We start from the raw sequence: 12,625 nt of genomic DNA, 5'->3' as shown, positions 1-12,625 counted from the left end.
GTCATGACTGTCACCTCGCCGGGGCGAGAAGGTTTCAGTACTCTTCGGTCGGGAGGGTTGAACTGGGATTCGTTCCCACTCCGATTGTTCACCAAGGGAAATGCCAAATTCTGGAACCCAACCGACCTCGATTTTTCCCAGGACGCTCGTGACTGGCAGGAGCTGACCAGCGAGCAGCAGCGCAGCGCCACCTTCCTGTGCGCGCAGTTCATTGCCGGTGAAGAAGCCGTCACCGAAGACATTCAACCGTTCATGAAAGCGATGTCGACCGAGGGGCGATTCGGCGACGAGATGTACTTGACGCAGTTCTGTTTCGAGGAAGCCAAGCACACCCAGGTCTTTCGGCTGTGGATGGACGAAGTGGGATTGACCAGCGATCTGCATTCCTACGTCGCTGACAATCCGTACTACCGGCAACTGTTCTACGAGGAGTTGCCTTCGTCGCTACGCATTCTCGAGACGGATCCGAGTCCGGTCAACCAGGTGCGTGCCAGCGTCACGTACAACCACGTCATCGAGGGCAGTTTGGCGTTGACGGGCTACTACGCCTGGCAGAAAGTCTGTGCGACGCGCGGAATCCTGCCTGGCATGCAGCAATTGGTGCGAAAGATCGGTGACGACGAGCGACGGCACATGGCTTGGGGGACGTTCACCTGCCGAAGGCACGTAGCTGCCGACGATCACAACTGGGACGTCGTCCAGCAGCGGATGGGTGAACTCATGCCCATGGCACTCGGAATGATCAACTGGGTCAACGATCAATTCGAGGTGCAGCCGTTCGGTTTGGACAATCAGGAGTTCCTCGAGTACGCCGCAGACCGTGCGCAGCGCCGACTTTCGGCGATCGAGTCCGCGCGCGGGCGCGACGTCGCCGAGATCGACCTCGACTATTCGCCGGAGACCCTCGAGGAAAAGTTCGGGGCGGAAGATGCCGCTGCGATGAGTGAGGCGGCCAAATGACAGCGAATTCTATTGGGGCCAAGCCGAGTTCTGGATGACCTCGACAAAATCGATGTGCCGAAATCCCGGCACAAAATGTTCGAGTACGTCAGCGTTGACCGTCCCGAATGTACTTTCGGGACGGTGCTTGAAGCCTTCGGTGAAAGCCTTCAAGATCTGATTCTTGAAATCCGGGCGCGGGTGAGCGGCGGTGACGGCGTCAATGTCGGCCTGGTCGAGTTCGCTGTATCCGATTCCGAGTACATCGGTCTCCACACCCGCTGTCACCAAGGCGATTTCGGGTTCCAATCGGGAGGGGATCTCGGGCGTCGTGTGCAGAGCGATGCCTTCCCACACTGTGCGGATGTCGGTTTCGTCGACTCCGTAGCCGGTGAGGAATCGCCGCGCTTCGTCGGCGCTGTCCAATTCGAAACGTGACGTACTGTCCCGGAATTTCGCGGTGAGCCCCAGGTCGTGGAACATGGCGCCGACGTAGAGCAATTCGGGGTCGGCCTGCAGACCCAGACGCGCTCCTTGAAGCGATCCGAAGAGGAAGACACGTCGCGAGTGGTGAAACAGTAACTCGGACGCCGTATCTCGTACCAGCTCGGTGGCGTCGGCAGCCATCTTCGAATCGGGGATTTTCACACCGGCAATGATCGTGGTCATCGGTACCTGCTCTGCTCGTCGTTGCTGCGAATTTCTCGGTCTATCCCAGTGTCGGTCGAGCACGCCCGCGGGCGCACCCTGATCTCGGCCATACTGTCCACAGATCAGGACGAAGGAGAGCGCATCGTGACCGCAGTGCATCGAGTTGCCGTCCTGGTGTTCGACGGCGTCAAACTGCTCGACGTCGCAGGTCCGAGTGAGGTGTTCGCGGAAGCCAATCGCGGCGGGGCGAACTACGAGTTGGTGATCTGCTCGGTAGGTGGACACGATGTCGACTCGTCGACCGGGATGCGTATTCCGGTCGACCGTGACGTTGTAGATTCCGGTTCTTTCGACACATTGCTGGTCATGGGTGGAGACGTGTTCCCGTCGACGCCGGTGAGTCCGGAACTGCGCGAGGCAGCGAGCGATCTGGCGGGGCGTTCGGGCCGGGTTGCCTCGATCTGTACCGGGACATTCATTCTTGCGGCGAGTGGATTGCTCGACGGACGCCGCGCTACGACACATTGGCAACACACGGCAACGCTGGCGCGCGCCTATCCACAGATCACGGTGGTTCCTGACGCCATCTTCATTCAGGATGGCGCGGTGTTCTCGTCTGCGGGTGTGACCGCCGGCATCGACCTCGCGCTCGCATTGCTCGAGCGTGATCATGGTGCAGAAATGGCTCGACGCGTCGCACAACTTCTGGTGGTATTTCTCCAGCGTCCAGGCGGACAGTCACAGTTTTCGCCCTCGCTCAGTGGGCCGCGGCCTCGGGTCCCTGCGCTCCGAGAAGTGGTCGACGCCGTCGCGGCCGATCCGGCGGGGGAGTATTCGGTCGAGCAACTGGCTGCCCTGGCGCACCTGAGCCCGCGTCATCTGACGAGGCTCTTTCGCGAAGAATTAGGGACGACGCCGGCCAAATACGTCGAGTTGATCCGTTTCGACTCTGCGAAGGCGCTCCTCGATGCCGGCCACTCGGTGACCGAAGCCGCGCAGTTGGCGGGATTCGGCAGTTCGGAATCCCTACGACGAGCATTTTCGACTCATCTCGGAATCTCGCCCCAGGTGTACCGTCGTCGGTTTCAAGCGTTCGGCTAGGACTGACTTTCGTGCTTGCCTTGTGGCGGGCTCATGCCCTGCTTGTCGAGCCAGGCAAGGCTGTAATCGGCGATCTCACGCCAACCGTGGTCGATGGTCAGCGAGTGACCTCGGTCGCCGAATACCTTGTATTCGTTGATCGTCGGGGCCTTGGCGTACTTCTTGAACGAGCTGTCCGAACTGGCCTTCGGTACTGTGCGATCCTTACCGCCGCCGATCATCAGGAGGGGGCCGCGGCGGGCGTTGAAATCCACTGCAGCGGGGCTGTGGGGCGCGAAGTTGGCGAGTGCTGCCTCGAACAACGGCCGTCCGGGGGCGGGAATTGCATACTGCTCGAACAGGGCGTCGGACTCGTCCTGGGACACGGCGCTGGCGAAGGACTTGTGGAACGATTTTCTGTTGTGTGAGTAGGCCTTCCGGTAGTTGCCGGGGTTGGACAGGACAGGGAACACGCTTCCAAGCTGAACGAGAGGAAGTTTCAACACACCTTTGGGCTGAGCGGGGTCGATGGCAATTGCCGCGGTCGCCAACTTCTGGCCCAGCAGTTTCTGCGCGATCAAACCTCCGAACGAATGCCCGACCACGATCGGTGGTTCGTCGAGATCAGCGATCACCTTGGCGTAGTGGTCCGTCACGTCGTCGATGCCGTGTCCCGCGATGTCCTCCGGGTGTTCGCGCGTCTCACCCACCGTGGACGCATCCCCTGGCCATCCGGGTGCCATCGTGGCGTACCCCTGCGCGTTGAAAACCTGCGCCCAGGGATCCCACGTGGTCGGGTGCATCCAGAGTCCGTGGATGAACAGAACAGTCGGGTTGGACTTGGGCGACATGCGCGCTCCCCGCTATCGGACCGATGATCGATACGGGATGCCCGCTTTTTACAACCTCACGCATATTTTGTTGAGCTTTTCCGTCGGGTCATCCCGTTCTGTTGTTCGAAGATGGCACGATCGTGGCATGGCACTAACCGGCTCTGCGAACACGATGGCACTGTGGACCACCGCTTTTGTTGTCTCACAAGCAAACATTGCGCGTTTACTCGGGCCGGTGGCTCCTAAAGTATTGGAAGTGCAGACGGCGTTTTCCGCTCGTCGGTACCTCGAGATCTTGGACTCCATGGAAGCGGAGGCCAGGGCGCGATTTCGTAGTCACTACTACCCGGACTTCGTACATCCCGCGATCTACGCGATGGCTTTGCGGTCCGCAGGCAAGCGGCTCGGAGAGCGGGTTCCCCTTTCGGTCGCAACTCGGCGCGCGCTTGCCGTAGCGCCGGTGCTGTCGGCGGCGGGCGATTATGTCGAGAACGTGATCGGCCTCCATTTCCTCGATCATCGCGACAGCATCACCGACTCGAGGGTTCGCGCCGCCTCGACGGTCAGTATTGCCAAATGGGTACTCGCACTCGGAACTTTCGGATATTTGTCGCAGGGTTTTGTCAGAGTATGGGTATCGCGAAAATGAGGAGCACTGATGGCAGTCGAACTCGGTACCGAATACTTCGCTGACGGAGAAGAGTTCCGTCGATGGCTGTGCGAGAACCACGAGGCGGTCCCCGGGCTTTGGCTGAAAATGGCCAAGAAGACCTCGTCACACAGTTCGATCGACTACGACCAAGCGTTGGACGTTGCCCTGTGCTTCGGCTGGATCGACAGCCTCTCCCGGCGAATCGACGACGATTTTTTCGTGCAGAAGTTTTCGCGTCGCACTGCGCGGAGTCCGTGGTCCAAACGCAACGTCGAGATAGTCGCCCGCCTTGACGCTGCGGGACTTCTCGAGCCATCCGGCATCGCTGAGATAGAGAAGGCCAAGGCCGACGGTCGCTGGGATCGCGCGTACGAGGGAGCAGCCAAGGCCGAGGTCCCGAAGGACTTTCTCGATGCGCTTGCGGAAAACCCGAAGGCTCGCGAGTTCTACGCGACGCTCAATTCCACGAATCGATTCACCATCGCGTACCGACTGCAGGAGGCAAAGCGTCCGGAGACACGCGCCAGGCGGATCGAGAAGTTCGTGAACCAACTCGCGGAGGGCAAGAAGTTCTACTGAGCTGACTGGGATGGCTGATCGACTTTCAACGTGGCTGACACAATAGGGCTCGTGATCGAAGCCGAGACCTGTTCCGCGCTGTCTGCTGTTGACGAACCGTTGGCAGGCAGCGCTGCCGTCGTGCGGGGTTGGGTATGCCTCGAATTCAATGCCGCTTGGGGCCGTGACGTGCTGGACGGTACGGCCTTGGGGGAGGAGCTTGCCGCCGAGCTGAGTCGGCGAGCTGATGCTGCCGACGTACGAATCATGTTCATTCGGCGACCAGGCCGCACCGATCCGCTGACTGATGGGCACACGGTCTTGCTCGCGCGCTCCGATCCGAGCGACTCGTGGTGCGAACGGTTGCGCATCGATTCACCGGCTGATCTGCTCGACATCGATTTCGCGCTACTCGACGGCCCTCCACCAGGATTGGGCGACTCGGTGGACGAGCCAGTCGTCTTGGTTTGTGCGCACGGTAAGCGTGACCAATGCTGCGCTGTGTTCGGCAGGCCGATTGCCGCAGCGCTGATGTCGTCCTTCGGACCCCAGGTGTGGGAGTGTTCGCATACTGGCGGGCACCGATTTGCGCCGTCGATGATCCTGCTGCCGAGCGGCAATACGTACGGCCGTCTGTCCGCTGGTGAGAGTGTCACGGCCGTGGAGGTGGCTTCCCGAGATCAGGTCCATTTGCCAGGCCTGCGTGGACGGAGTTGCTGGTCTCCTGCGGGGCAGGCTTCGGAAATTGCCGTACGACAACAAATCAGCTGCGGAATCGACGATTTGGCTGTCATCGAGCAGGCCAGTGACGGGACATGCGTCGTCGCACAGGTGGACGGACGGCGGTGGATGGTCGAGACGGCGGTCTCCGAACTCGCGCCGCGTCCACCGAGTTGCGGCGCGGCGCCCAAACCGGTCAGGCCAGTTGTCGTCACGTCGATTCGAGAACTGTGATTCCCTCGTCGGTTCCATACGATCAGTCTCGATGAATGCGATCACATGGGCCGGCAGGTGGCGCAGAGGATACGGACTCCATCAGATCCACAGTCTGCTGGCGTGACAAGCGGATTCGGGACTTAGGCAGCGGCGGTTCGGGGGAATAGCGGCACCGTTGCAGGTGCGAAGTAGCATCGCAGCTATGACTGTCGATCTGGTTGCACCTGACGAGGCCTTGTGGGCGTCCTGGTTGGAGTCGCGTGACGAGTGGGGCGGACCGCAGGTGGACCAGCCCGGTTCGGCATTGGGAGTTGCGCAACGTCTAGATCTCGATCTTGCCTCCCGGGATGGATTCGGGCAGTGGGTGCAGGAGTTGTTGGCGCAGCCAGAGGCAGTGCCGGGGCCCGACATTGTCCCGGCAACCAACTGGTGGATCGTTCGAGACGGCAGGTATCTCGGCGCTATCCAGTTGCGGCACAGCTTGAATGAGTTCTTGGCCGATGTCGGTGGTCACATCGGCTATGGGGTCAGGCCGTCGGAACGCCGGAAAGGTTTAGCGTCGGCTGCTCTGCGGGAGGTGCTCACGTATGCAGGCGACCCGGTGGGGCTCAGTCGCGTCCTGATTACCTGCGACGAAACGAACGCGGGTTCACGTAAGGCAATCGAAGGGTGTGGTGGTCTACTCGACAGCGTGCGCCCAGCTGATCAGTTGTCGCGCAACCTCGGTCACACGGGGGATACGCTTCGCTACTGGGCAGTCACGGGCCGGTCAAGCGTCAGTTGACCGATGTCCGACCGTCAACGGGAAGCCACGGTCGCAGGGTAGGCGACACGGGCAGCGATGCTTTCGCTGAGGTCTTGGATTTCTGCGGCGAGGGTATCGCGGCGCTTCGTGTCCGACTCGTGAACGAATGTTGTCGATCCCAGTGTGGCACCGCAGTATTCGATGATGCCGCGCTCGATCTGTGTCTGGAAGGCCTCGTACACACCGTGGCGTTCGAAACTCTCCGCGTCGTCACCCGCGACCGGGATCAGGTGGACCGTGAGTCGGTCCAGTTTCTTCACGAATTCGCTTCCCGGGGTGATCTCGTACGCCCATCCGCTGACGAAGACTCGATCGATCCAACCTTTGAGTAGTGCGGGCATCGACCACCAGTACATCGGAAACACGAGAATCAGATCGTCTGCTCGATCGATTCGGTCCTGCTCGGCTACAACGTCGGCCGGGGGAGTCCCCTTGCCGCGGAACAGGTTCACATCGGCTTTGGAGAATCGGGGATCGAAATTCTCGGCATGTAGGTCCGCGATGTCGACATCGCCACCCAGGTCGCGGATCGCGTCGGCGGTAGAACGGGCGACATGCTGGGTAAGTGACTGTGGATCGGAGTGGGAGACTACGACGAGTGTGGTCATGAGCGTTCCTTCGGTAGATGGTGCGCTTATGTACTAAGAGTAGGTTACTATTGGTATATAGCGCAAGGAGGTGTCCGATGGCACGAACGAGACTGTCGCGAGCCGACAGGTACGAACAACTCGTGGAGGTGTCGTGGGCACTGGTGCGAGAGGAGGGCGCGGATGCGCTGACCCTCGGCCGGTTGGCTGAACGTGCCGGCGTTGCAAAGCCGGTCGTCTACAGCCATTTCGCCTCCCGCGCTGCGCTGTTGGCGGCCCTCTTCAAGGAATTCGACGATCGTCAGACGGTGATGCTCGGGGAATACCTCGAAGCTGCGGAGGAGTCTGTGAACGGGCGGGCGAATGCCATCGCCGACTCCTATGTCGGGTGTTCACTGGCACAGGGGCGTGAACTGACGGGAGTGCTTGCAGCGCTGGAGGGCTCGCCCGAGCTGGAGCAGGTCAAGCGCGAGTCGGAACGCGCCTATTCAGAGCGTTGTCGCGAGGTGCTGGCTCCTTTCAGCGCCGACGGGCTTGGACAATCATCGATGACTGCGATATTCGGTGCTGCAGAGGCCCTCTCGCACGCGGCGGTAGTCGGAGTGCTCTCGCCCGAGGACGCCAAAGGTGAACTTGCCGCGCTGATCGTCGCGGTTGTCGGCAGGCCATCGCTGACTGGGTAGTGCGGTGCAGCCGTGATCTCATCGCCTACAGGTGCCCATCCAGTTCGAACCGCTCACGCACGGAGTCGGATATCGCTGCGAGGGTGCTGACGAACGCGTCAATGGCAGGAGCGAGCGGAGGTTTCCCGAAGGTTGCGACGGAGACAGTGCGTCGCTCGCCGCGAATGCGGTGTGCGCGGATACCCGGGTTCTGATGTGCATGGAGAGCGAGGGCGGGAAGGGTGCTGACTCCGCTTCCGGAGGCGACCAGCGCTTGGACCGCGACGTAGTCGTCGGTCTCGAACTCGATCCGTGGAACGAACCCAGCTCGATTGCAGGCGGTGAGAAGGTGGGCGCGGCAGCTCGGACAGCCTGCAATCCAGGTCTCACCGGCGTAGTCCGTGATCTCGTTGGCGGCATCTGCATTCCGCGCAGAGGTGATCAGGTACAACGGATCGTCCAGCAACGTCGTTAGGGTGACGTGCTTCAGCCCCACATCCGGGGTATCCGCGTGTGCGAAAACGACAGCTACGTCGACGTCGTTGTTACGAAGCATTGCAAGTGCTTTGGGTGGTTCTGCATCAACGAGGCTGATGGACACGTCGGGGTACTGGGACGTGAACGCTGCCATCGCCTGCGGAATCAAACTCGCCAGGGCTGACGGGAATGCGGCAAGTCGTACCCGCCCCGCCCTCAGTCCCGCGTACGTTTCGACTTCGGCTACGGCAGCGTCGACGTGACCGAGAATTTCCGTGGCGCGCCGAACCAGTACCGCACCGGCATCCGTCAGACGTAGCCCACGACCGGCTCGCTGGAACAGCGGAACTCCGACTTCCGATTCGAGCTGTCGAAGGTGGTGGCTGATGGAGGGCTGCGCGTAACCGAGAGAATCGGCGGCGGCTGTCACCGATCCTTCCTGCGCGACAGCGACCAAGACCCTCAGCCTAATTAGATCGAGCATGTTAAAATCATAGAGGATTTCGATGCTTTCGACGAAAACATGTATTGGACCTATGAATCGGTGTTTGACAGGGTGATCTACATGGCACAGGCACCTGATCTTGCGGCAACAACCGGGCTACAACCACCCACATGGGCGGACATTCAGCGTGCAAGTCAGGTTGTCCGACGCCATCTACCGGTCACGCCCCTGATATCGCACCCGACCTTGGGAGCGGGCTCGTGCAGCCAGTTGTTTGTCAAACATGAGAACGTGCAACCCACAGGTGCGTTCAAGGTTCGTGGTGGACTGAACCTGGTGGCTGGACTCGATGAGCCGACGCGGGCCCGAGGCATCATCGGCTACTCGACGGGAAATCATGCTCAGTCCCTGGCGTATGCCGCAGCGGATACGGGCGTGCGGTGCGTAATTGTGATGCCGGCTGGGGCGAATCCGGTCAAGGCTCACGCTGTCCGCATGCTTGGGGCCGACCTCATCGAGCATGGCGCAAACTTCGACGAGGCACGCGCTCACGCAGAGTTCATCAGCGAACGTGACGGCCTGCGTCTCGTCAGCGCCGCCAATGAGCCGGCAATCCTCGCCGGTGTTGCCACGGCGTACGTCGAACTCGTCGAGCAGCAGTCAGATCTGGACGCCGTGGTGGTCCCCGTCGGTGGTGGCAGTGGTGCGGCGGCCGCTTGCCTCGTCGCCAGTGCGCTTGCACCGCACCTGGAGGTGTTCGCGGTGCAGTCGGAGGCCGCACGAGCGGCGCACGACTCGTGGACTTCCGGCACTTGTGTCGAGCGCCCGAACGCCACTCGTGTCGAAGGGCTCGCGACCGGGGCCGGATTCTCATTGACACAACGTGTCATGCGAGAACGGCTAGGTGGTTTCTTGCTCGTCACGGACGATGACATCACCCTCGCGCAGCGGGCTCTCCTTTTCGACGCACACACTTTGAGTGAGGGCGCCGGTGCGGCCGCACTTGCTGCGGTCTACGCACATCCGAACACCTTCGCGGACAAGCGCGTTGCTGTTGTCTGCACGGGCGCCAATGCCTCCGAGAGCGAGATCCGCAGGGTCGTCAGCTAATTGATCTCGTATTCGGAACAATGTGCAGTGTCAGCGAACTGACGGAAAGCCGAAGTACTGTGTGCCAATGACTTCACCCCGAGACAAGTCACGTACTCTCAATATTTGCGCACTCATGCTGGTCGTCGGTGTTCTTGGATTGATCGTGAGTTTCGGAGTGACCTCACGTTGGGGGTTCCCAGCGTCCGCATCGGAGCTTTGTAGATCAAGTTCGTATGGAATCGGATTACTCGAAGAAACACGATGGGCCTGGATCCCGTTTCCCGTAGCCTCTTGCAAGGCAGTGGATTTCGATTCTTCCGCAGTTTACTTCGCCCTCGGATGGGAAAACTCGATCACTGCCGCAGTATCGATCGCATTCATCGCCATGGCTCTGAAACTCACTTGGGGTGCAGGAGTTCAGTGATGCTTATGTGCCCGGCCTTGGGTTCGTTCGGAAGGCTGACCGGCACAAGCCCCATGCTTTCCCGACGCTCGTTGACCGAAAAGACGTACTGGGCAAATTCAGGCTTGACGTGCACGTCCGGAAACTGTGCCCGAAGTTCGCCCACGATCTGATAGCCCTCGTCGTACCAGTCGAAAACGTTGATCCCTGGACGCCACCTCGGTCGCATCGCGAAGCCGTCGATCTCGGTCACAAAGAACTTTTGGAAGCGATCAGTCCACGCCAGTATTTTCTCTCCAAGTTCGTCGTCGATCCCCATTTGGCTCGGGAGAACAAAGGGCTGATGCGCCCGAATGATTACCAGTTCACTCGAAGGCCATAGCGAACTGGGATGACCATGGTCAGGATAGATTCTGATGACTAGCACTGCAGATCCCTTGCGGTGGCCAACACGCTCCGAGGCGAAGTCACACCACCGGTCACCAGTGCGTTCCGGGCACGAGTCGGGCGGCGCGTCGGCCGAGTTTGCGGATGCGCGAGCGTGAATGGCGCTGACGCGACGGTGTTGCCGAAACGTCTGACGGAGTTTCTTTGTCTACCTGCCCCTTTGCCGCCGGGGAGTCTGGGAAGGCCTGGTACATCTGGTTGAGAATCCGGTCCTTGGTGTGCGGTGCGAACAAGGTTCCCAGATCACCCAGAGTGCCCAGTGGCACGTCGATGCGCTTGGGGCGTTCGATCAGCGCGCGGATCACCATTGCCGCAGCCTTTTCCGGGCTGGTGATCGGGCCGTTGTTGTATTCGCCGGTCGGAGCGATCATCGGCGTTTCGACCAGCGGCATGTGGATGGTCGTGAAAGTGATTCCGTCCGCCAGGGTTTCGGAGGCAGCTACGTCGGAGAAGCCGTCGAGGGCGGCCTTGCTCGCCACGTAGGCCGAGAATCTAGGGGTTGCCGCCTGGACTCCCGCGCTGCTGATGTTCACGATGTGACCGAAGCGGCGAGAACGCATGGTGGGCAACAATGCGAGCACCAATCGCACAGCGCCGAAGTAGTTCACGGCCATTGTTCGTTCGTAGTCGTGGAAACGATCCGTGGAATGGTAAATGCCGCGCCGAATGGATCGGCCGGCGTTGTTGACCAACATGTCCACGTGATCATGTTCTGTCAGAATGCTTTTGATCGTGTGCTGGACCGACTCGTCGTCGGTGATGTCGCAGGGATAACCGAACGCTTTGCCTCCGCTTGATCGAATCTCCTGTACCGCGGCATCGAGTTCGTCGGTGCGGCGTGCGATCAGGAGAACTGTGGCGCCTTTCTGGGCGGCGGCGATGGCAGAGGCCTTGCCGATTCCGGACGAGCCACCGGTGATCAGGACTATCCGCCCGACAAGTGGTCCTTCGGGATGGTTGCGACGTGCGCGATTGGGATCGAGGTTTGCGCGCCAGTACTTCCACAAGACCGTCGAGTAGGAGCCGAACTCGGGGACCGTCAGGCCTGATCCGGCGAGGGCGGCAACGGTTCTCTCGGAGGTGAAGGTCGGCGCCATCGTCATGTTGTCGAGCAACGCTGCAGGCATGCCGATGCGATCGAGGAAGACTTTCCGTGCCGATTCTGCCGAGTCCATCGGCAATGGCGAGACAAAGGGTTTGGCGATCACGCCCGGCAGGCTGAGCGCGGGCCGCGGTGCTCCGGCGGCCTTGGCGAGGCCGGCATAGATTTCGCGTACCGGTTGAGGTTTCGGATTGACGAGATGGAATGCTTCGCCGTCACGGCCGGGCACATGCATCAACTCGACGAGGGCAGCGGCCACATAATCGACCGGCACCACGTTGGTTGCCCCGAGGTTGGGGATCGGGACAGGTAGTGCTGCAGGTAGTTTCGCGAGTAGCGCCAGACCTGGGAACAAGTAATACGGTCCGTCGATCTTGTCCATCTCTCCGGTGACGGAGTTGCCGACCACGGCAGACGGCCGATAAACACGCCAGGTGAGGCCTTCTCGTTCTCGGACGAGCTTCTCGGCTTCGAACTTGGTTCGGTGGTACGGCGTCGGAAAGCCTTGGCCGCAATCGAAATCGGTCTCGCTGAACGTGCCCGGATAGTCGCCTGCGACTGCGACCGATGACACGTGATGAAGGGTGGCTCCCAGTTTCGCAGCAAGTTCGACCACGGAGCGTGTGCCCTCGACATTCGTCGAAGCCTGCTCGTCTCCGGCCGTGATGTCGTAGATCGCGCCGAGGTGAAGGACATGGTCGGCCGGCGGGGGAGAGTCGATGCCCAGCTCGGGCTCGGTCAGATCGCCAACGAGCGGATGCACTCGATCGCCGCCGGGAATTGCCGACACCTGTGCTTCGAGTTTTGCGACAGAACCCGCTCTGACCAGCACGTGGATCTGAGCAGTTTCATCATGCTCGAGCAGGAGCGGTAGTACAGCTCGTCCGAGGAACCCGGTACCGCCAGTGACGATGTATGTGGCCATGGTCGGTAACTTACTCCAAAGTAAGATCGAC

14 protein-coding genes are annotated in these 12,625 nt (G+C 60.7%); 8 read left to right on the top strand and 6 right to left on the bottom strand.

What is annotated here, in order from left to right:
- Window positions 1-3 precede the first annotated feature (3 nt).
- Window positions 4-960, top strand: coding sequence for a R2-like ligand-binding oxidase (locus CPI83_RS19425; protein WP_019747614.1), 957 nt, complete (start codon window positions 4-6; stop codon window positions 958-960).
- Window positions 961-969: 9 nt separating this feature from the next.
- On the opposite strand, the gene CPI83_RS19420 is transcribed toward CPI83_RS19425, so the two are convergent.
- Window positions 970-1,608 (bottom strand): HD domain-containing protein, encoded by a 639-nt coding sequence (locus CPI83_RS19420; RefSeq protein ID WP_019747615.1) that lies wholly within the window; start codon window positions 1,606-1,608, stop codon window positions 970-972.
- A gap of 126 nt (window positions 1,609-1,734) precedes the next feature.
- Between CPI83_RS19420 and CPI83_RS19415 the strand changes: the two genes are divergently transcribed.
- Entirely contained in the window at window positions 1,735-2,691 is a 957-nt protein-coding gene (locus tag CPI83_RS19415; RefSeq protein ID WP_024487375.1) for a GlxA family transcriptional regulator, read from the top strand.
- On the opposite strand, the gene CPI83_RS19410 is transcribed toward CPI83_RS19415, so the two are convergent.
- Window positions 2,688-3,521, bottom strand: coding sequence for an alpha/beta fold hydrolase (locus CPI83_RS19410; protein WP_097387590.1), 834 nt, complete (start codon window positions 3,519-3,521; stop codon window positions 2,688-2,690). The two genes, CPI83_RS19415 and CPI83_RS19410, sit on opposite strands and share 4 nt — an antisense overlap.
- 127 nt (window positions 3,522-3,648) lie before the next feature.
- Here CPI83_RS19410 and CPI83_RS19405 point away from each other — a divergent pair, with 127 nt between their 5' ends.
- The 4 genes from CPI83_RS19405 to CPI83_RS19390 all read left to right on the top strand — a co-directional run bounded on the left by CPI83_RS19405 (window position 3,649) and on the right by CPI83_RS19390 (window position 6,433).
- Window positions 3,649-4,152, top strand: a complete 504-nt coding sequence (locus CPI83_RS19405; protein WP_097387589.1) for a hypothetical protein — start codon at window positions 3,649-3,651, stop codon at window positions 4,150-4,152.
- Window positions 4,153-4,161: 9 nt separating this feature from the next.
- Entirely contained in the window at window positions 4,162-4,734 is a 573-nt protein-coding gene (locus tag CPI83_RS19400) for a YdeI/OmpD-associated family protein (protein ID WP_070796130.1), read from the top strand.
- A 42-nt stretch (window positions 4,735-4,776) separates the two neighbouring features.
- Entirely contained in the window at window positions 4,777-5,667 is an 891-nt protein-coding gene (locus CPI83_RS19395) for a sucrase ferredoxin (RefSeq protein WP_097388216.1), read from the top strand.
- A 184-nt stretch (window positions 5,668-5,851) separates the two neighbouring features.
- Complete coding sequence (locus tag CPI83_RS19390) at window positions 5,852-6,433, top strand: GNAT family N-acetyltransferase (protein WP_021332472.1); 582 nt, start codon at window positions 5,852-5,854, stop codon at window positions 6,431-6,433.
- A 14-nt stretch (window positions 6,434-6,447) separates the two neighbouring features.
- Here CPI83_RS19390 and CPI83_RS19385 read toward each other — a convergent pair whose 3' ends face one another.
- Window positions 6,448-7,062 carry an NAD(P)H-dependent oxidoreductase gene (locus tag CPI83_RS19385; RefSeq protein WP_097387588.1) on the bottom strand — a complete coding sequence of 205 codons (615 nt, stop codon included), beginning with the start codon at window positions 7,060-7,062 and terminating at the stop codon, window positions 6,448-6,450.
- Window positions 7,063-7,139: 77 nt separating this feature from the next.
- Here CPI83_RS19385 and CPI83_RS19380 point away from each other — a divergent pair, with 77 nt between their 5' ends.
- The gene (locus CPI83_RS19380; protein WP_020969094.1) at window positions 7,140-7,724 is read left to right on the top strand and encodes a TetR/AcrR family transcriptional regulator; all 585 of its coding nucleotides are present in this window, start codon (window positions 7,140-7,142) and stop codon (window positions 7,722-7,724) included.
- Window positions 7,725-7,749: 25 nt separating this feature from the next.
- Here CPI83_RS19380 and CPI83_RS19375 read toward each other — a convergent pair whose 3' ends face one another.
- Entirely contained in the window at window positions 7,750-8,664 is a 915-nt protein-coding gene (locus CPI83_RS19375; RefSeq protein WP_069145843.1) for a LysR family transcriptional regulator, read from the bottom strand.
- 39 nt (window positions 8,665-8,703) lie between these two features.
- Between CPI83_RS19375 and CPI83_RS19370 the strand changes: the two genes are divergently transcribed.
- Window positions 8,704-9,735, top strand: coding sequence for a pyridoxal-phosphate dependent enzyme (locus tag CPI83_RS19370; RefSeq protein ID WP_306665569.1), 1,032 nt, complete (start codon window positions 8,704-8,706; stop codon window positions 9,733-9,735).
- A 380-nt stretch (window positions 9,736-10,115) separates the two neighbouring features.
- Here CPI83_RS19370 and CPI83_RS19360 read toward each other — a convergent pair whose 3' ends face one another.
- Window positions 10,116-10,439, bottom strand: coding sequence for a hypothetical protein (locus CPI83_RS19360; RefSeq protein WP_097387586.1), 324 nt, complete (start codon window positions 10,437-10,439; stop codon window positions 10,116-10,118).
- 160 nt (window positions 10,440-10,599) lie between these two features.
- The gene (locus CPI83_RS19355) at window positions 10,600-12,594 is read right to left on the bottom strand and encodes an SDR family oxidoreductase (protein ID WP_069145844.1); all 1,995 of its coding nucleotides are present in this window, start codon (window positions 12,592-12,594) and stop codon (window positions 10,600-10,602) included.
- Window positions 12,595-12,625: the final 31 nt, after the last annotated feature.

It is taken from the genome of Rhodococcus sp. H-CA8f, assembly GCF_002501585.1.
Classification (GTDB): domain Bacteria; phylum Actinomycetota; class Actinomycetes; order Mycobacteriales; family Mycobacteriaceae; genus Rhodococcus_F; species Rhodococcus_F erythropolis.
This window is presented reverse-complemented; position numbering and strand designations above follow the sequence as displayed.